Origin of the sequence: Solibacillus sp. FSL W7-1324, from assembly GCF_038008025.1 — a bacterium.
In the GTDB taxonomy this organism is placed as follows: domain Bacteria; phylum Bacillota; class Bacilli; order Bacillales_A; family Planococcaceae; genus Solibacillus.
The window spans coordinates 2735249-2755013 of record NZ_JBBOYH010000001.1; the positions used below are offsets into that span (position 1 = coordinate 2735249).

The 19765-nt window shown below is 40.0% G+C and carries 17 protein-coding genes; 3 read left to right on the top strand and 14 right to left on the bottom strand.

Going from position 1 to position 19765, the window contains the following annotated elements; translation table 11 throughout:
- The first annotated feature begins 75 nt into the window (after positions 1-75).
- Positions 76-342 carry a DUF3055 domain-containing protein gene (locus MKY71_RS13665; protein ID WP_339172824.1) on the top strand — a complete coding sequence of 89 codons (267 nt, stop codon included), beginning with the start codon at positions 76-78 and terminating at the stop codon, positions 340-342.
- A 39-nt stretch (positions 343-381) separates the two neighbouring features.
- Here MKY71_RS13665 and MKY71_RS13670 read toward each other — a convergent pair whose 3' ends face one another.
- The 6 genes from MKY71_RS13670 to MKY71_RS13695 all read right to left on the bottom strand — a co-directional run bounded on the left by MKY71_RS13670 (position 382) and on the right by MKY71_RS13695 (position 6133).
- Positions 382-729: a YutD family protein gene (locus tag MKY71_RS13670; protein WP_340732945.1), complete on the bottom strand. Its 348-nt coding sequence runs from the start codon at positions 727-729 to the stop codon at positions 382-384.
- A 155-nt stretch (positions 730-884) separates the two neighbouring features.
- Positions 885-1796 (bottom strand): lipoyl synthase, encoded by a 912-nt coding sequence (lipA, locus tag MKY71_RS13675; RefSeq protein WP_340732946.1) that lies wholly within the window; start codon positions 1794-1796, stop codon positions 885-887.
- Positions 1797-1908: 112 nt separating this feature from the next.
- Positions 1909-2679: a sporulation protein YunB gene (gene yunB, locus MKY71_RS13680; protein ID WP_340732947.1), complete on the bottom strand. Its 771-nt coding sequence runs from the start codon at positions 2677-2679 to the stop codon at positions 1909-1911.
- Positions 2680-2721: 42 nt separating this feature from the next.
- A complete protein-coding gene (locus MKY71_RS13685; RefSeq protein ID WP_340732948.1) occupies positions 2722-3825 on the bottom strand; it encodes an HD-GYP domain-containing protein in 1104 nt (367 codons plus the stop codon).
- Positions 3826-3891: 66 nt separating this feature from the next.
- Positions 3892-5256: a bifunctional metallophosphatase/5'-nucleotidase gene (locus tag MKY71_RS13690; protein WP_340732949.1), complete on the bottom strand. Its 1365-nt coding sequence runs from the start codon at positions 5254-5256 to the stop codon at positions 3892-3894.
- A gap of 25 nt (positions 5257-5281) precedes the next feature.
- Positions 5282-6133, bottom strand: coding sequence for a DUF72 domain-containing protein (locus MKY71_RS13695; protein ID WP_340732951.1), 852 nt, complete (start codon positions 6131-6133; stop codon positions 5282-5284).
- A gap of 69 nt (positions 6134-6202) precedes the next feature.
- Between MKY71_RS13695 and MKY71_RS13700 the strand changes: the two genes are divergently transcribed.
- Positions 6203-6556, top strand: coding sequence for a thioredoxin family protein (locus MKY71_RS13700; RefSeq protein WP_445265751.1), 354 nt, complete (start codon positions 6203-6205; stop codon positions 6554-6556).
- A gap of 46 nt (positions 6557-6602) precedes the next feature.
- On the opposite strand, the gene MKY71_RS13705 is transcribed toward MKY71_RS13700, so the two are convergent.
- From MKY71_RS13705 to gltB, 8 genes are all read right to left on the bottom strand, one after another.
- On the bottom strand, positions 6603-6746 hold the full coding sequence (locus MKY71_RS13705) for a hypothetical protein (RefSeq protein ID WP_339172844.1): 144 nt from the start codon (positions 6744-6746) through the stop codon (positions 6603-6605).
- Positions 6747-7114: 368 nt separating this feature from the next.
- Positions 7115-8512 carry a Fe-S cluster assembly protein SufB gene (gene sufB / locus MKY71_RS13710; protein WP_339172847.1) on the bottom strand — a complete coding sequence of 466 codons (1398 nt, stop codon included), beginning with the start codon at positions 8510-8512 and terminating at the stop codon, positions 7115-7117.
- A gap of 69 nt (positions 8513-8581) precedes the next feature.
- The gene (gene sufU / locus MKY71_RS13715; protein WP_008408670.1) at positions 8582-9022 is read right to left on the bottom strand and encodes a Fe-S cluster assembly sulfur transfer protein SufU; all 441 of its coding nucleotides are present in this window, start codon (positions 9020-9022) and stop codon (positions 8582-8584) included.
- Positions 9012-10241: a cysteine desulfurase gene (locus tag MKY71_RS13720; protein WP_339172851.1), complete on the bottom strand. Its 1230-nt coding sequence runs from the start codon at positions 10239-10241 to the stop codon at positions 9012-9014. The genes sufU and MKY71_RS13720 overlap by 11 nt, the downstream gene beginning before the upstream one ends.
- Entirely contained in the window at positions 10241-11548 is a 1308-nt protein-coding gene (gene sufD, locus MKY71_RS13725) for a Fe-S cluster assembly protein SufD (protein WP_339172854.1), read from the bottom strand. Before sufD ends, MKY71_RS13720 begins: the two co-directional genes overlap by 1 nt.
- Positions 11549-11566: 18 nt before the next feature.
- Entirely contained in the window at positions 11567-12346 is a 780-nt protein-coding gene (gene sufC, locus MKY71_RS13730; protein ID WP_008408673.1) for a Fe-S cluster assembly ATPase SufC, read from the bottom strand.
- A 358-nt stretch (positions 12347-12704) separates the two neighbouring features.
- Positions 12705-14186, bottom strand: coding sequence for a glutamate synthase subunit beta (locus MKY71_RS13735; RefSeq protein WP_340732952.1), 1482 nt, complete (start codon positions 14184-14186; stop codon positions 12705-12707).
- A 15-nt stretch (positions 14187-14201) separates the two neighbouring features.
- On the bottom strand, positions 14202-18722 hold the full coding sequence (gene gltB / locus MKY71_RS13740) for a glutamate synthase large subunit (protein WP_340732953.1): 4521 nt from the start codon (positions 18720-18722) through the stop codon (positions 14202-14204).
- A gap of 118 nt (positions 18723-18840) precedes the next feature.
- On the opposite strand from gltB, the gene MKY71_RS13745 reads away from it, so the two are divergent.
- Positions 18841-19743, top strand: coding sequence for a LysR family transcriptional regulator (locus tag MKY71_RS13745; RefSeq protein ID WP_340732954.1), 903 nt, complete (start codon positions 18841-18843; stop codon positions 19741-19743).
- Positions 19744-19765: the final 22 nt, after the last annotated feature.

Consider the following 19765-nt stretch of genomic DNA (forward strand, 5'->3'; position numbering starts at 1 on the left):
CAATCAATAAAAGTTGATAGTGTTTTCCTTTATATAGTACCATATTCTATAGAGATGGAAGGGGTACAAAACAAAATGGAACGATTTTTCTTATATGATGATGTAGAAGATACAAAAACGCGCTTCGTCAGCTTTGCAGGAAAGACTCAGCGTTATGATTTAGCCATATTGCAAAGTAGTCGCTTTTTCGGAAAAGTGCTTGTTCTTGATATCCAGTTCGGACGTTTCGCTATTATCGGAGCGGATGATGTGGAGGAGCCGGGTTATCTTGAGCATGTATATAACCGTACAGAAGAAGAGACGGTCGATTTACGTGAATATTTACGTGAACTATTAAGCTAAAAAAGAGGGGGCGCCATACGACGCCTCCTCTTTTGTACGTTATTCAGCTGATTCAACCGGCTCTTCTGCCTCAGTTTGTTGTGCAACTATTTGTTCTTTCTTCTGTTCTTGTGCACGCCCTGTTTTTTGAAGTATAAAATAGGCGCATCCAAAATTACAATATTCGTACAAATAGTCTTGAATCGTACTAATTTTTGTATCAAACGTGGATTTTTGATTTTTATCATCAAAAAATCCTTTTAAACGTAGCTGACCATAACCCCAGTCCCCTACAATATAATCATATTTCGATAAAATATCTGAGTATCGTGCGATAAATGCATCTTCCTGAAAACCTTCCCGTACATTTTCGATCACTTCATAAGCATACCCATCTGCAATAATCAAACTAGACACCACCTATCTATTTCCATGTTAATGAATATTGAACATGAAAGCAATATTCACAACAAATTTTATAGGTAAATATGGTGAAATCAGCTATAGTCCGTTTTTCGGTGTGTATTATGATACCCGCCTAACTTAAGTAAAACGTCTATTTTCTACAATGTGACACTTGATTGTTTTGCTGCGTTCACTTGTTCATCAGCATGGTAACTACTGCGTACTAACGGACCTGCTTCACAATGGCTGAAGCCTTTTTCCATAGCGATTTTACGCAGCTTGCCAAACTCAATTGGAGAGTAATATTTTTTTACCGGCAAATGTTTTTTTGTCGGCTGTAAATATTGTCCGATTGTCATAATATCAACATTGTTTGCACGCAGGTCATCCATTACTTCATAGATTTCCTCTAACGTTTCTCCTAAACCGATCATTAAAGAAGATTTTGTCGGAATATCCGGCTGCATTTCTTTTGCTCTGCGTAAAAATTCCAGTGAACGGTCGTATGTCGCTTTTGCCCTAACACGTGGTGTCAGACTGCGTACCGTTTCGATATTATGGTTTAAAATGTCCGGTTTTGCATCCATTAGAATACGTAAACTTTCTTCACGGCCGCTTAAATCAGATGGTAGTACTTCCACAGAAGTTAACGGGCTTTTACGGCGGATTGCACGCACCGTTTCCGCCAATACTTCCGCACCCCCGTCTTTCAGGTCATCACGCGCTACCATTGTAATAACAACATGTTTTAAATTCATTAACGCAACAGAATCTGCTACGCGCTCCGGTTCAGCCAAGTCCAGTTCATTAGGCAAACCAGTTTTAACTGCACAGAAACGGCATGCACGCGTACATACAGAGCCTAAAATCATCATTGTTGCTGTACGGCGCTCACCCCAGCATTCGTGGATATTCGGGCAGCGAGCTTCTTCACATACCGTATGCAAATTATTGTCTCGCATTAATTTTTTTAATGCTTTGTATTCGTCATTCGTATTCAGCTTAATTTTTAGCCATTCCGGTTTGCGCAAGTGTTCTTCCCTCGGATTGGTTGGTTTACAAGATGTCATATCATTTACTCCCCTCACTCAAATGCTACGATGTTCTGATGTCAGAGTATCATATTAACCACTTTCCAACAACAGAGTATTCTTATTATTTGAATTTATCGTAATTAAGTTACTATTCATAAGGGATTGGTACTTCGATAGACGGCTGTGCCCCTTCACCTGCACTATAAATATGCGGCACTGTTCCTCTTACTAAACCAATTGCTATCGGGATTTTCTGTTCGACTGCTGCTGACTTGCTGGCAAATGGCACGATAATCTGGACATTTACTCCAATAAGCAAATTCACTTCTACAATTGCATTATTTATGCCAAATTCACTTACTGTTGATTCAACATCGCTGCTTACATTCCCGATAATATGAAAGCGAATCGGTATTTTCGGCCCTAAATTCCCGATAATCGGAAGGTTTAAAGCCTGCCCTAACGGTACGAAAAATACAATTCCGTCCCCGGCTTCCATTTTACCTACGTCATATTCTACATTTTCCAAATTCGGCAAATGTGATAAATCTCCATTTTCGGCCTGTTCTAAATACTCTTTTACTAAAGCTGTTGTTTCTGCCCGTACTTGGTTAATGATTTCCGTATTGAATTTTGTCGTAATCATATCGTCTGATTGGGTCGGTAAATCGACAATGACATCATTTACATCAAGCACACTTGATGTCCTTGAATTAATTGCTTTACTCACAACATATGAAGCTACTTTGAATGTTTGGACTTCAGCGTACTGTAAATAGGTTGGCATTAATCTATCGTTAATTACATATATACTAAAACAAACCATACCGATAATACTGACGATAACGACCGTTACGGCATTATGCATTTTGCCCCTTCTTCTGCCATAGGAATTCCACTTTCTTTTACGAAAACGCAAAAAAAATCCTCCTTCCCATAAAATATGAGCAGGAGGATTTTTCTATACTACATTTACTTCAAAATCTACATCGACTTTTTTTATGTCGACAGTCGGGTAATCACTTAAACATATTTCATATGTAGCGTCCAACATTTTGCCGTTTTCCTGGAAAATACGAATCCAAGGACGTGTCACATCAACAATATTTTGCTTTGATACAATTCCCCGTCGTTCATCTGACAGCAGGACAATTGATCCATTTGCGTAATGGACGACACTCCGTCGGAAAGCCTCCATTACCTTTGCATCAAATTGCTTCCCGTCACCCCTACTGATGATAGATATCGCTTCTGACGGCAACATTTTCTTTCGGTAAATCCGATTGGACGTCAACGCATCAAATACATCCGCAACAGCGATAATTTTTGCAAACGGATGAATTTCATTGTTAACAAGACCTCGCGGATATCCGCTCCCATCAATACGTTCATGATGCTGGAACGCGCAATGTGCTACAAGCAATGATACTGAATGTAAATTGCGTAATAAATCAAACCCGTAACGGGCATGGTTTTTCATCTCTTCATACTCTTCATCCGTTAAGTTACTCGGCTTTAATAATATATCCGGCGAAATAAGCAGCTTTCCCACATCATGTAAAATTGCCCCAATTCCAATTAATCGTATGTCTTCGTATGAATAGCCCATTTCTTTAGCAATCGCGATTGAATACAAGGCTACTTGGAATGAATGCTGGTAAATATATTTGTCATACAAATAAGCATCCGTCAGCACCATTAATACTTCTTCGCTATTAATAATCGCATTCATAATATCATCGACAATTAAGCCAATTACTTTTGACTGTTGATCAAGTACATATGATGCCTGATTCCGTTTCGCATTCTTTACATTTTCGAACGATTTCGCCATGTTTTTAACGGCTTCCATTCTTTTTAACGGCTCAATCGTTTCTTCAATTTCAATTCCGGCTGATAGTTTATCATCAATGTATAAATAATGAATATTTAGTGCTCGCAGCCTTTCAATAATCCGGCTAGTTACAATGACATTTTTATGAAGCAGCGGATGTCCGGCTTCATTCCAGATCGTTCTGCCGACTGCCATACCTTCTTTCAAAACATTTATCGATATTAATCGCATCTATACTAATTTCTCCATTCTACTATTACGTTCATTATATAATTGGAAAGGGGCTTTTGGGAAATTTTATTGAAACTTTTTCATACAATAATTTTTAAACACATCCCGGATAAATTCCGGCAGCATATATTGTTTTTTTGCATACTTAAAACTTGGGAAAAAATAGCCGAATGTAAACAGATCCAGCGTTGCTAAACGGTAAATTCGATCCGGCACCATGAGTTCTCCGTTAATATAAAGTTCTCGCTGCTTCGTCATCTCAATACCGTAATTCAAGATTTTCCCGAAAATAACACCTCTAAAGCCAAGGCCTTTTAATTCAAGACGCGGCCATTCTTCATTTTCCGATTGAGTGAAAATTTCTTTTAATTCATTACCTGTTATTTGTACAACACATATATTTATCGGATGGGGAAAAATTTTATGAATATCATATGTAGAAATTAACCCTTTACGCAATGGTTCAACAAAGATTCCTGCATTGAACATGACACAATCCGCTTCTGTATAATCATACATACATTCTGCAAATAAATCCGATAATTGGGAGCGGTGAAACCATTCTTTATTGTATGGTTTCGTTAAAGTGAAAATAGGTTTTTCCATTATAGCCTTTGCTTCTTTTTGTAGATTAGACAACCATTGTTCTTCTTCTTCGACAGTCGGTAAAAGAGCATTTTCATATAATTGATCTGATTTTTCTACTAATTTACGAGACACGTGGTCAAATTCCATCGTTAACTGACCGGTATACTGTCCAAACTTTCCGCCTCCGGTTAAAAGGACATTATTTTCTACTTTACCTTTTTCAAAAACATGATGTGTGTGTGAACCGAAGATCACATCGATGATTGGGCATTCCTGTGCCAGCAATTCATCTTCGGTAATGCCTAAATGAGATAAACAAACGATTATATCCGCCTGTTTTTTTAATTCAAATGCCAGCTTCACAAGCTCTTTGCGCGGGTTTGTAACGTCCCAGCCAAGTTCCTTATAAAACAGATCGAACGGGGCAGTTGCAGCTATTACAGCGATTTTTGTGCCGTACTGAGTAGTTAATATTGTATAAGGTTTCATCCACTGAGGATTTTGTTCTGATTGTGAATATAGATTGGCAACAACTACCTCGAACTTTGCATCATCATATAGCTGATAAAGCAGATTATAGGAGAGCGTTATGCCTTCATTGTTTCCGATTGTCACTACATCATAATCAGCATCATTCAGCATTTTGATATTCCCTTTGCCTAGTGTTGCCTCTGTATATAAATTGGAACGGTCCAAATGATCTCCTAAATCAACCAAGAAGCTAGTTTCACCTTTTCCGGCCAGTATTTGACGTTGTATTTGAATAAACGACTGACTGCGCTTCCAGTACGTAAAATGACTATGCAAATCATTTGTATGGAATATATGAATTACTTCTCGCACTTTTGCATTGCCACCTCGCTCTACATTATTCTTCAAAAAGACCTAATTGCTTTGGCGCTAAACCATCAAATTCAAGATCAAGAATTTGCTGCATTCGCTTTGCATTTTTTGCTGCATGTCCTCCCGAATTATTATTAAATAAGACGAAAACATGTTTTGACTGGCGTGCCAAAAATTTTACTTCCTCTGCAAGTTTCTGCAATTCTTCCTCATTATAATCATATAAAAACCGAACTTTGCGCCAGTTCTCCCCATGTCCTATATTTCGCCAGCCATGTACATTGCGCCCGTGAATACGTACAAGTACCTTCCCACTTGTAGCAATCGGAACAAAAGGAACAGAGCCGTTTCCTGCCTGCGGTTCATCACAGACCGTATGAATCAGTTCATGATCCTTCAAAAACTGCAGTGTCTTCTCTTTCATTTGCGGGCTGTACCAAGTCTGGTTTCGAAACTCAATGGCAATTGGATAACCTTGTAATTGTTGCTTTATATATCGAATATATTGAACGTTTTTTCCTTGGCAGTCAAACCAAGGAGGAAACTGAACAAGAACCATTGCAAGCTTACCATGCTTTTTAAATGTATCGGCGCAATTTCGAAATGCGTTGAACATATCATTTTTCGTCTCAAAAGGCAGTTCCTCGCGTAAATGACCTGTCATGCCCTGATAAGCCTTCACGACAAACTGGAAGCTATCCGGTGTTTCTTTGCACCATTTCTCAACGTTTGCCGGTGATGGTATTGCATAAAAGGACGTATCTAATTCTACGACAGGAAAATGCCCGCTATAATCAAATAATTTATCTTTTGCTGCAGTAACTTCACTATATACTTCCGGGTGATCTCCCCAACCAGTTAAGCCGATTGAAATCATCGTTCTTCACCTCTCTAGCATTGTATAATACCTTACCCTTTTCAATGGTCATTCATTGCAAAAAGCTACATTTCCTATCATAATAATAGAAAAAAGGAGGACAAGTTTATGCATATTTTACAATCAACAGAGGAATTTGAGCAATTTAAAAGCAGTTCAGCCGTTATTTTCGAATTTACAGCCGACTGGTGTGGAGATTGCCGTTTTATTGATCCGTTTATGCCGGAAGTCGTTGAAAAATTTCCCGAATATACATTCGTTAAAGTTGACCGTGATAAGTTTCTGGACTTATGTATTGATTTAGGCATTATTGGTATTCCGAGCTTTCTAGCCTATGAAAATGGCAAGGAACTTGGTCGTTTCGTCAGCAAAGACCGTAAAACACAACAGGAAATCGAAAACTTTGTTTCCAACTTAAAATAGAAAAAAGCTTCAAACGCATAAGCAGTCGTTTGAAGCCATTTTAATATTATTTAATAATACCTTCATGTTCTTCATTTTTCATCATCTTACCGTTCTTCTTTTCCCCTAAAGCCCAAAAAGTGAGTGCTACTGCAACTACTACTACAGCACCCGGAACCCCTAAAACTACTGGCCAAAATAAGTTTTCCATTTTGTCGCTCCTTTATGTATATATCTAAATCTATTATTCCATCTAATACAATTATTGTAAATGGATACTCTGCGCTTTCTTAAATCTTTCTAGTAAAGTTGTTTATTTCTTCACGAATTCAACACAATTTTGTTAAATTAACAGGTTTGCATTTGAGGTATGGGACGCCCGGCAAATAATTTTAGTCAAGTTATTTAGCAATTTAGTCATCTTATTTAGCAATTTAGTCAACGCTACTTGCTATTTGGCCAACTTCGGCATTTTTTAGTCATACTAAGAGAGATTTTAGTCAAAGTAAATATTCAAGAGACATCCAGCAATAAAAAAAACTGTCTCCGATAAATCGAAGACAGGTGCCTGGATAAAAATTATCCGATAGAACCTTCCATCTCGAATTTGATTAGACGGTTCATTTCTACTGCATATTCCATTGGTAATTCTTTTGTGAATGGCTCGATGAAGCCCATTACGATCATTTCTGTCGCTTCTTCTTCAGAAACACCACGGCTCATTAAGTAGAACAATTGCTCTTCAGATACTTTAGAAACTTTCGCTTCGTGCTCTAAAGAAACGTTATCATTTAAGATTTCGTTGTAAGGAATTGTATCAGAAGTAGATTCGTTATCCATGATTAATGTGTCACACTCGATGTTCGAACGTGCACCTTTAGCATTTTTACCGAATCTTACTTGACCAAGATACGTAACTTTACCACCTTGTTTAGCAATCGATTTTGAAACGATTGTTGAAGATGTGTTTGGTGCCAAGTGAATCATTTTCGCACCAGCGTGTTGGTGTTGACCTTTACCTGCAATGGCAATTGATAATGTCATACCACGTGCGCCTTCACCTTTAAGGATACAAGCAGGGTATTTCATTGTTAATTTTGAACCGATGTTACCATCGATCCATTCCATTGTACCGTTTTCTTCAACAACTGTACGTTTTGTAACAAGGTTATAAACGTTGTTCGCCCAGTTTTGGATCGTTGTGTAACGGCAGTAAGCGTTCTTTTTAACGATGATTTCAACTACAGCCGAGTGTAGAGAGTTTGTTGTGTAAACTGGTGCTGTACAACCTTCTACGTAGTGTACTGATGCATCTTCGTCTACGATGATTAGCGTACGTTCGAATTGACCCATATTTTCAGAGTTAATACGGAAGTATGCTTGTAATGGTGTGTCTAATTTAACGCCTTTAGGCATATAAATAAATGAACCACCAGACCAAACTGCAGAGTTTAATGCTGCGAATTTGTTATCTGTATAAGGGATTACTGTACCCCAGTGTTTTTTGAAGATTTCTTCGTTTTCTTTTAATGCCGAGTCAGTATCTTTGAACACAATACCTAAGTCAGTAAGGTCTTGTTTCATGTTGTGGTAAACTACTTCAGATTCATACTGAGCAGATACACCTGCTAGATATTTTTGTTCAGCTTCAGGAATACCTAATTTATCGAATGTTGCTTTGATTTCTTCAGGTACTTCATCCCAAGAACGTTCTGTTGCTTCAGATGGTTTTACGTAATACGTAATTTCATCGAAGTTTAATGACGCTAGGTCACCGCCCCATTGAGGCATTGGCATTTCATAGAATTTTTCAAGAGCTTTTAAGCGGTAGTCAAGCATCCACTGTGGCTCTTCCTTCATACTTGAGATTTCACGAACGATATCTGCTGTAAGTCCACGTTCAGAACGGAAAATAGATACGTCCTTGTCATGGAAGCCATACTTGTAATCGCCGATTTCAGGCATTTTTTTAGCCATGTTGTCTCCTCCGTTCATCTATTGAGAAGTGCTAAAATGTGCATAAACACACTTTAGCCTTACTACTGTTTATTTCTTTTCGTTGTTTACGCCTTTTTCCATCGCTTTCCAAGCTAATGTAGCGCATTTAATACGGGCCGGGAATTTAGCTACACCTTGCAGTGCTTCAACATCCCCAAGGTCGTACTTTTCATCGTCAAAATCTTCGCCCAGCATCATTTTCGAGAAAATATCTGCCAGTTCCAAAGCTTCGTCCAATTTTTTGCCTTTGACAATTTGAGTCATCATTGAGGCTGAAGACATGGAGATAGAACAGCCTTCTCCATCAAACTTCGCATCTTCTACGACCCCATCGTTTAGCTTCAATGTTAAATGGATACGGTCACCGCAAGTAGGGTTATTCATATCGATTGTCACACTGTTTTCTTCAAGAGCCCCTTTGTTACGAGGGTTTTTATAGTGGTCCATAATTACGGAACGATAAAGTTGATCTAAATTATTAAAAGACATCGCCAAAATACTCCTTCGCTGAGCGCAATCCTGCAACTAGACGATCCACATCTTCTTCATCATTGTACATGTAGAAGCTTGCTCGTGCTGTTGCTGTTACTTGAAGCCATTTCATTAAAGGTTGGGCGCAATGATGTCCTGCGCGAACTGCGATTCCACTCATATCCAATACTGTCGCTACATCATGTGGATGCACGTCATCTAGGTTGAATGTAACAAGTCCGCATCGTTTCATCGGGTCACGTGGACCGAAAATCTGAAGACCATCAATCGTTTCCAATTGATCCATTGCATAACCAGCCAACTTATGTTCGTGGGCTGCAATATTGTCTAATCCGATTTCCTCTAAAAAGTCGATTGCGGCACCTAAGCCAATTGCACTTGCAATAATCGGCGTACCACCCTCGAATTTCCACGGCAACTCTTTCCATGTTGATTCATATAAACCTACGAAATCAATCATTTCTCCGCCAAACTCTACTGGTTCCATTTCTTCAAGAAGCGCCTTTTTACCATATAGTACCCCAATTCCAGTTGGTGCACACATTTTATGTCCTGAAAATGCTGCAAAGTCTACATCCAGATCTTGAACGTCTACCTTCAGATGCGGTGCTGCCTGAGCTAAATCAGCAACAACTACCGCACCATTTTCATGGGCAATCTGTGCAACTTCTTTAATCGGGTTGATCGTACCTAATACGTTTGAAACATACATCATAGAAACAATTTTCGTTTGTGGCGTAATTGTTTCACGTACTTTTTCCAGTGAAATTGTACCGTCTGCTTCAAGGTCGATATATTTCAATACCGCGCCTTTTTCTTTTGCAAGCTGCTGCCAAGGAATAATGTTTGAATGGTGTTCCATGTACGTAATGACAATTTCATCACCTTCTTGTACATTTTGGCGACCATAGCCTGCAGCAACTGTATTAAGTGCTGTCGTTGTACCACGAGTGAAAATTACTTCTTGTGTTGAACTAGCATTAATGAATTTACGAACTTTTTCACGAGCACCTTCATAGGAATCCGTAGCACGGTTACCAAGTGTATGAACACCACGGTGAACGTTTGAGTTATCTAAATTATAGTAATTTGAGATTGCTTCAATAACTTGAATCGGCTTTTGAGATGTGGCCGCACTATCCAAATAAACTAAAGGATGTCCATTGACTTCCTGATTTAGAATTGGAAAATAACTTTTAATATCGTTAGGTATCATTATCGAACTTTCCTTTCGATAACCTCCGTCAGCTGCTTTTTAACGCCTTCGATTGGCAATTTAGCAACAACTGGCGCAAGGAATCCATGAATTACAAGGCGCTCTGCTTCTGCTTTAGAAATACCACGACTCATTAAGTAGTACAGTTGAGTTGGGTCAACACGTCCAACAGATGCCGCGTGTCCTGCTGTTACATCATCTTCATCAATTAATAAAATCGGGTTAGCGTCACCGCGTGCACCTTCTGAAAGCATCAATACACGAGACTCTTGTTCTGCATTTGCTTTTGTACCACCATGCATAATATGACCGATTCCGTTAAAGATTGACTGTGCAGAATCTTTCATTACACCGTGTTTTAAAATTTGACCGTCAGAATTTTTACCCCATTGACGGATTAATGTTGTGAAGTTAAGTTTTTGATCTCCACTACCTACAGTTACCATTTTGAAATCTGAAGTAGAGTTGTCGCCAACTAGGTTTGTAGTATTTTCATAAATTGTATCTGAGTTCGTCATTAAACCTAATGCCCAGTCAATTTTTGCATCGCGCTCAGCATGTCCACGGCGGTTTACATAAGAAGTATAGCCATGAGCCAAGTTGTCGACTGCACCGAATGTTACTTGTGCATTATCTTTTGCGATTACTTCTGTTACAACGTTTACTTGACCATGTGCTTCATCAAATGTAGAAATATAAGTTTCAACATAAGTAACAGCCGAAGACTCTTCCGCTACTACTAACACGTGGTTAAATAATGAAGCTTCTGCATCGTCATTTAAAAATACAACTTGTAGAGGTGCTTCAATTACAACGTTGCGTGGTACGTATACGAAAATACCACCGTTTACTAGTGCTGCATGGTAAGCAGTTAATTTATGCTCATCCACTTTTACAGCTGTCGTCATAAAGTATTTTTCAACTAAATCTTTATGATCGCGAACCGCTGTTTGGATATCCGTGAAAATTACACCTTTGTTTTTCAGTTCTTCTGATACTTTAATGAACGCCGGTGTATTGTTGCGTTGGATATACAGGTTTTCTTGTGTTTCAATATCAACTACTGATTTCACTTCTACAGGCAGCTCTTCCAATGAATTGAATGGAGCGCTTTCTACTGTGTGGTTAGGGAAATCAATGAAGTTCCACTTGCTAATGTTCGTTCTGTCTGGTTTTGGTAAGTCAAGCGCAGCAGCTTTTTCCATTGCGCTCACACGGAAATCAGCAAATGTTGCTGGTTCAGCATGTTTTTGCGAGAACGAGCGTACTTCTTCTGCTGATAACGCTAATTTTGTTTCAACCGTCATCTTCGTCGTCCTCCTTAATTATGCTTCTGTTACTTCTTCAGTATCTTCAATACCTAATTCAGCTTTAATCCACTCATAACCTTCTGCTTCCAAGCGTTGTGCTAATTCAGCACCACCTGATTTTACAACTTTACCTTGCATCATTACGTGAACATGGTCAGGAGTGATGTAGTTTAATAAACGTTGGTAGTGAGTGATCATTAAGCAGCCGAAACCTTCGCCGCGCATTTCGTTAATACCTTTTGAAACTACTTTTAATGCATCGATATCTAAACCAGAGTCGATTTCATCTAAAATACCGAATGTTGGTTTGATCATCATCATTTGTAGAATTTCGTTACGTTTTTTCTCACCGCCTGAGAAGCCTTCGTTTAAGTAACGTTGAGACATTTCTTCAGGCATTTCAAGGAATTCCATTGTTTTATCTAATTCACGGATGAATTTCATTAATGAAATTTCTTGTCCTTCTTCACGACGAGCATTGATTGCTGAACGTAAGAAGTCCGCGTTTGTTACACCAGGAATTTCTGATGGGTATTGCATAGCAAGGAATAAACCAGCTTGTGCACGCTCATCTACTTCCATTTCTAAAACATTTTCACCATCAAGGTAAATTTCACCTGAAGTTACTTCATATTTTGGGTGACCCATAATTGCAGAAGCTAATGTCGATTTACCAGTACCGTTAGGACCCATGATCGCATGTACTTCGTTTGTATTGATAGTTAGATTTACACCTTTTAAAATCTCTTTTCCGTCGATTTCAACGTGAAGATCTTTAATTTCTAATGTTGACATTAAATTACCTCCAAATATTCATTTGCATACTTTCTGTACGCCAAATTAAGTTCATTACCAATCTTAACCGAAATGATTGTGGGTTGCAAATAGTTTAGAATGATTTTAATTAAAAAATCCCTATCAATCTTAGAAAACGCGTTACTGCAGTTTATTTCTACTATTTAAATAGTAATAATTTAGCTTTTCATTTTTTCAATAGCAATCCTTTAATTGAGAATTAATTTCACTTATTAAAATGGTTGTTATTAAATTCCCCCAAAAATATTTAAAGTTTGAGCAAAACTAAAAAACGCCATTTTTCTATGGGAGAAAAATGACGTTTTTGCAGTGTGTAAAATCCGTTTAAACGGTTCTATTAATTTTTCACTAGCACTTCACTTAAATAATAATGAACACTCGCAGCTACTCCGCGGCCTTCTTTGATTGCCCATACGACAAGGCTTTGGCCTCGGCGTGCATCACCGGCTGCAAATACACCAGGAATACTTGTTTCGTAGTCTTTAATCGATGCACGGATGCGGTTGTTTGTTAATTCTACTCCGAAATGTTCCGGCGTTTCTTTTTCAGCACCTTCAAAGCCGATTGCGACAAATACATGCTGAGCCGGCCATACTTTCTCAGTACCCGGCAACTCTTTAAAGAAGTGGAAGCCATCTTCACCAAGAATTTTTTCCATTTGAATTGTGTGAAGTGCTTTTACATTACCATCGCTATCTTTTTCTATTTTCGTAGTTTGAATGCAATATTCCCGTGGATCACGGCCAAATTTTGCATCTGCTTCGGCATAAGCGTAATCCATTGTGTAAATGTTCGGGTCTTTTGGCCACATCGTTTCATCTGTACGAGTAGTGGCCTGTTGCGGATGTTTACCGAATTGGTAGACAGAACGGCATTTTTGACGAAGTGCTGTTGCTACACAGTCAGCCCCTGTATCACCGCCCCCAATTACAATGACATCTTTTCCTTCAACATTTAATGCCTGATTATCTTCAAAATCAGAATCTAACAGGCTTTTCGTAACATCTGTTAAATAATCCATCGCTAAATGAATATTGCCTGCATCGCTTCCTTCTAGATGAAGAACTCGTTGTTTTTGAGCTCCTGTACATAAAATGACCGCATCGAAATCTGCTTGTAATTGCTCTTTTGTTATATCTTTACCGATTTCTGTATTTGCAACGAAATCGATGCCTTCCAATGATAATAAATGAACACGACGTTCAATCACATCTTTTTCCAGCTTCATATTCGGGATACCATACATTAATAACCCGCCAAATCTGTCGGAACGTTCGAACACTGTTACAGAATGGCCAAGCTGGTTCAGTTGATCTGCAGCTGCTAAGCCGGCAGGACCTGAACCGACAATCGCCACTTTATAGCCAGTACGCGTTGCCGGGATACGCGGTGTGATCCAGCCGTTTTCAAACCCTTTATCAATGATCGTACGTTCAATTGATTTAATCGCTACAGCCGGATCTGTTATAGCCAGTGTACAAGACCCTTCACATGGTGCAGGGCAGACACGGCCGGTAAATTCAGGGAAATTATTCGTCATATGCAAACGTTCCAACGCTTCCTGCCATTTCCCTTTATAGACTAAGTCATTCCATTCAGGGATGACATTTTGAATCGGACACCCTGCTGCAGTACCGCGAATTTCAATCCCCATATGGCAAAATGGTGTTCCGCAATCCATGCAGCGCGCACCTTGTGTCTGTAATTTTTCATCAGATAGCCTGCTTGTATATTCACCCCAATTTGAAAGACGCTCTAGTGGTCGTTGTTCCTGAACTTTCTCTCGTTTGAATTCCATAAAACCCGTTGCTTTTCCCATGCTAGAAACCCCCTCTTATTTTGTGCTTACAAGCTTCTTCTGACTAGTCGTCACTTCCGTAAATGCCTGCATTGCTGCATCTTCTTTCGCAGACCCAGTTGCAGTGTATTGATTAATTTTATCTACCATTATCTTATAATCCGTTGGCACAACTTTGACGAACTTCGGAATAAATTGCTCCCACTTCGCTAATACATCCAATGCGTAGGTACTATCTGTTTCTTCCAAATGCTGAATAATTAACTGACGAACAGATTCGATCTCCGCTTTGTCTGTCATTTTCTCAAAGTGGATCATTTCCATATTGCATTGTGCTTTGAATTTTTCTTCGTCACTCGGCAGAATATAGCCGATTCCTCCAGACATTCCGGCACCAAAGTTTTGACCGACATCACCTAATACAATGATCTTACCGCCAGTCATATACTCACAGCCGTGATCTCCAATCCCTTCAACAACGATTTCAGCACCTGAATTACGAACACCGAATCGATGTCCTGCACGCCCGTTAATAAAGGCTTTACCGCTTGTTGCCCCGTATAAACAAACATTTCCGGCAATGACGTTTTTCTCTTGATCACCTTTAATCGGTGCAATGGCTGTCACTTTACCTCCTGACAAACCTTTACCGAAGTAATCATTCACATCCCCGATTACGCGCATCGACATGCCTCTTGGGATGAATGCGCCGAAGCTTTGGCCGGCATGACCTGTAAACGTTAAGTTAATTGTGTTATCAGGTAAGCCTGCTTCCCCGTACTTGCGGGAAATTTCACTGCCGATAATCGTACCCATTACACGGTCTGTATTTTTAATCGGATAATTTAATTCGATGCGTTCATTGCCCTCAATGGCCTTTGACACTTTCGGCAATAACTCGCGTAAATCAAAGCTTTCCTCTATATTATGGTTTTGCTGATGCTGCTTCGTGCGTGTTCCTTGGATTTGATGAAGCAATGCCGTTAAATCAAGCTGGCTTGCTTTCCAATGTTTTGCCGTACGATCAGCAATTTGCAGTACATCTGTACGACCGACCATCTCTTCCACAGTACGGAATCCTAAAATACTCATATATTCACGCATTTCTTCTGCAACAAAACGCATATAATTAACAACATGATCAGCTGAACCCATAAATTTAGCACGAAGTTCAGGATTTTGTGTCGCTACGCCTACTGGACAAGTATCCAAATGACAGGCACGCATCATAACACAGCCTAAAACGATTAACGGTGCTGTCGCAAAGCCAAATTCCTCTGCTCCTAAAAGTGCTGCCATTACAACATCTTTGCCCGTCATGAGCTTACCGTCTGTTTCCAGTGTCACGCGGTCGCGCAGTCCATTGAGCATTAATGTTTGATGCGCTTCTGCTAAACCAAGCTCCCACGGCAAGCCAGTATGCTTGATTGATGTTTTCGGCGACGCCCCTGTACCTCCGTCATAGCCTGAAATGACGATAACATCTGCTGCCCCTTTAGCAACACCGGCAGCAATTGTACCAACACCCGCTTTTGCTACGAGCTTTACTGAAATTCTTGCATGACGGTTTGCATTTTTTAAATCGTGAATTAATTGTGCCATATCCTCGATTGAGTAGATATCGTGATGCGGCGGCGGTGAAATCAACCCTACCCCAGGAGTAGAACCGCGTACATCCGCTACCCATGGATATACTTTATTGCCTGGCAGCTGACCGCCTTCGCCCGGTTTCGCTCCTTGCGCCATTTTAATCTGCAGCTCATCGGCATTTACTAAATAATGCGATTTCACCCCAAAACGTCCTGAAGCAATTTGTTTAATTGCACTGCGCTTGTTGTCACCATTCGGTTCGATTGTAAAACGAGCCGGATCTTCCCCACCCTCACCAGAGTTTGAGCGTGCGCCTAGGCGGTTCATCGCTACTGCTAACGTTTCGTGTGCTTCTTTCGATAACGAACCAAACGACATAGCCCCTGATTTGAAGCGTTTCACAATGGAATCCACTGACTCGATTTCTTCCATCGGGATTTTGCGTTCATTCTTTTTAAAGTCGAATAAATTACGTAAAAACCCGATTCGCTCCTCATTGGCCATTTCCGCATACATCCGGTATAAACCGAAATCATTTTTACGTGTAGCCCACTGAAGAGTATGGATTGTTTTCGGATTGAATGCGTGATGCTCCCCATCTGCACGCCATTGGAAATCTGAACCTGATTGCAGTTGTGCTGACATCGACTGCATTGCTTCCTCATGGCGGCGTCTCGCTTCTTCACCGATTGTTTGTAAGTCAATGCCGTCAATTTGTGAAGCTGTACCTGTGAAGTATTCGTCAATCACTTCTTTTGAAATTCCGACTGCCTCGAATACTTGGGCACCGCGATAAGATTGGACTGTAGAAATCCCCATCTTCGACATTACTTTTACGACACCGTCCGCTGCACCTTTTCTGAATTTTTGAACCGCATTTTCAAACGGTACAGATAAATGACCTTTTTCAATTGCTTCATCAATCGTTGCATATGCTAAGTACGGGTGAATCGCATCAACACCGAAGCCGATTAGCGCAACAAAATGATGAACTTCCCGAACTTCCGCACTGTTAACGATAATGCTTGCCTTCGTACGTAAACCGATTCGTACTAAATATTGATGGATTGTACTCGCTGCCAGAAGAACAGGCATTGTTAGCTGCTTGGCGTCATCCATATAATCAGACAGTACAATGATTGTCTTGCCGCCAAAGATTGCCGCTTCTGCTTCTGTTTTGATTCTGTTAAGTTCACTTTCTAAATTTTCCGTGAATTTTAGCGAGATTTCCGCCACTTCAAAATGTTCTTCGTTATTATTTACGATTTGCTCATATTCTGCAGTCGTTAAAACCGGCGTTTTCAGCAAGAGGCGACGTGCATTTTGTGCATTTGGCTGTAATAAATCGCCTTCCGCTCCAAGCAATGTCATTGTCGATGTCACGACATGTTCACGAATCGAATCAATCGGCGGGTTCGTTACTTGTGCAAATAGCTGCTTAAAGTAATTAAATAAGGATTGCGGTCTATCTGACAGAACAGCTAATGGTGTATCATTTCCCATTGAACCAAGCGGATCTTTTCCTTCATTTGCAAGAGGTACAATATACTTTTGTATGTCCTCAAATGTGTAACCGTGAATTTTCTGGCGTAAAGTAAGATCATTAATTTCCGGTAACTGCTCATCCTTCTCTTCAAGTTTGATCATATTTTCTTCCAGCCATGCTGCATACGGTTTTTCTGCCGCTGCTGCAGATTTCAGCTCGTCATCCGAAATGATTTTCCCTTGTTCCAAATCAATTAACAGCATGCGACTTGGGCTTAATCGGTCTTTATAAAGAATGTCTTCCTCAGCGTAATCGACAACCCCTGTCTCAGATGAGAAAATAACATGATCGTCTTTCGTCACATACAGTCTTCCTGGTCGCAAGCCGTTACGGTCCAAAATTGCTCCGATCTGTTTGCCGTCCGTGAAGCAAATTGCAGTCGGTCCATCCCATGGCTCCATTAAGCTGGCATGATATTGATAAAACGCTTTGCGATCTTCATCAATGCGCGGATTTTCTGTCCATGGCTCCGGAATCATCATCATCGCTGTCTCTGCAGGTGAACGTCCAGCTAATACGAAAAATTCAAAGGCATTATCAAGCATCGAAGAATCCGAACCTGTCGTATCAATAATCGGCAATAGCTTTTCAAGGTCATCCCCAAACGCTTCAGATACGAACTGCTGCTCACGTGCACGCATCCAGTTTATATTGCCGCGTAATGTGTTTATCTCCCCATTATGGATAATATAGCGGTTCGGATGGGCCCGTTTCCAAGATGGAAATGTATTCGTTGAGTAACGTGAATGCACAAGTGCCAATGCGGATACAAAGCTTTCATCCTGCAGATCCACATAAAATTCACTTACTTCTTCTGGTGAAAGCAAACCTTTAAAAACAATCGTCTGACTTGAAAGACTTGGTATATACAGTTCGAATTGTTGCTCCGTTGCCCAATGTTCAAGCTGTTTGCGGATGACATATAATTTCCGTTCGAATGCCTTATTGTCGTTTTCGTTTGACCGAATAAATACTTGGCGAACAACCGGTGCAGTCGATTTAGCAATCTCACTTAAATTTTCTTTATTTGTCGGAGCAGTTCTCCAGCCGATTAGTTGCTGATTTTCCTGTTCAATTAATTCGTTCATCTTTTGTTCAATTTTTAGGCGTTCGTCTTCATTTTCTGTAAAGAAAACCTGACCGACACCATATTCACCCATTTCAGGTAAATTAAGTTCCGTACAGTTTTGTTGAAAGAACGCATGTGGGATTTGAACTAACAGCCCTGCCCCATCACCTGTCTTGCCGTCCCCGCCGCGTCCTGCACGGTGTTCTAAGCGACATAACATTTCCAATCCTTTTTTTACAATCTGATGTGAAGGTATTCCTTTTATATTTGCATACATGCCGATACCGCATGCGTCATGTTCAAATTCAGGATTATATAACCCTTGTGCTTCTGGTAACTGATGAAAACTCATATTCATTCCCCCTCATTCTTTCAATCCCTTATTTACATTTTAAAGTTTTCGAAATAATATAAACAATATATAGTTTGGATATAAACAATCTACTTTTTAGATGAATGGGGTGGGAATTGTGGAATTAAGACAGTTACGTTACTTTGTAGAGGTGGCAGAACGGGAGCATATTTCTGAAGCAGCGGAGCATTTACACGTTGCCCAGTCTGCAATCAGCAGACAAATTGCCAACTTGGAAGAAGAACTCGGCACACCGCTTTTTGAACGAATTGGGCGTAACGTAAAGTTGACACCGGTCGGGAAGATTTTTTTGGAACATTGTATTACCGCACTCAAGGGAATTGATTTTGCTGCAAAGCAGGTGGAAGAATATCTGGATCCGGCAAAAGGGACAATTAAAATAGGTTTCCCTACAAGTTTGGCAAGCTATGTATTGCCGACCGTCATTTCCGCGTTTAAAAAAGAATACCCGGACATTTCTTTCCATTTACGACAGGGCTCCTATAAGTATTTGATTGATGCGGTTAAAAATCGCGAGCTGAATTTAGCTTTGCTTGGGCCATTACCACCAAAAGACGAAGCAATAAATACGACTGTACTGTTCAGTGAAAACATCCATGCTTTGTTGCCTGCAACACATCCACTAGCAAAAAAAGAGTCGATTAACCTTGTCGATTTGCGTCATGACCAGTTTGTACTTTTTCCGGAAGGTTATATTTTAAATAAAGTGGCTGTTGATGCATGCCGCTCTGTTGGTTTTATACCGAATATTACTACCGAGGGAGAAGATATGGATGCATTAAAAGGGCTTGTAGCGGCAGGTATCGGTGTGACACTTTTACCGGAAAGTTCACTCTACGATTCAACACCGCGCATGACCGTCAAAGTGCCGATCGCCATTCCTAATATAAGACGCACAGTCGGCATCATTGCACCGACATCAAGAGATCTTGCCCCATCCGAAGAAGTATTCGTCAAATTTATATCTAATTTTTATTCTCGATTAACAAGGTTCCAATAATAGACGTGGACAGAAATAAAGT

What these genes read in the sequence shown, in the direction of transcription:
- sufU (WP_008408670.1), bottom strand. Translation starts at nt 9,022, where the DNA reads ATGTCTTTTAATAATTTAGATCAACTTTATCGTTCCGTAATTATGGAC.
- gltB (WP_340732953.1), bottom strand. Translation starts at nt 18,722, where the DNA reads ATGAGTTTTCATCAGTTACCAGAAGCACAAGGGTTATATAATCCTGAA.
- MKY71_RS13720 (WP_339172851.1), bottom strand. Translation starts at nt 10,241, where the DNA reads ATGATACCTAACGATATTAAAAGTTATTTTCCAATTCTAAATCAGGAA.
- lipA (WP_340732946.1), bottom strand. Translation starts at nt 1,796, where the DNA reads ATGACATCTTGTAAACCAACCAATCCGAGGGAAGAACACTTGCGCAAA.
- MKY71_RS13685 (WP_340732948.1), bottom strand. Translation starts at nt 3,825, where the DNA reads ATGCGATTAATATCGATAAATGTTTTGAAAGAAGGTATGGCAGTCGGC.
- sufD (WP_339172854.1), bottom strand. Translation starts at nt 11,548, where the DNA reads ATGACGGTTGAAACAAAATTAGCGTTATCAGCAGAAGAAGTACGCTCG.
- MKY71_RS13665 (WP_339172824.1), top strand. Translation starts at nt 76, where the DNA reads ATGGAACGATTTTTCTTATATGATGATGTAGAAGATACAAAAACGCGC.
- sufB (WP_339172847.1), bottom strand. Translation starts at nt 8,512, where the DNA reads ATGGCTAAAAAAATGCCTGAAATCGGCGATTACAAGTATGGCTTCCAT.
- sufC (WP_008408673.1), bottom strand. Translation starts at nt 12,346, where the DNA reads ATGTCAACATTAGAAATTAAAGATCTTCACGTTGAAATCGACGGAAAA.
- MKY71_RS13705 (WP_339172844.1), bottom strand. Translation starts at nt 6,746, where the DNA reads ATGGAAAACTTATTTTGGCCAGTAGTTTTAGGGGTTCCGGGTGCTGTA.
- MKY71_RS13735 (WP_340732952.1), bottom strand. Translation starts at nt 14,186, where the DNA reads ATGGGAAAAGCAACGGGTTTTATGGAATTCAAACGAGAGAAAGTTCAG.
- MKY71_RS13695 (WP_340732951.1), bottom strand. Translation starts at nt 6,133, where the DNA reads ATGATTTCAATCGGCTTAACTGGTTGGGGAGATCACCCGGAAGTATAT.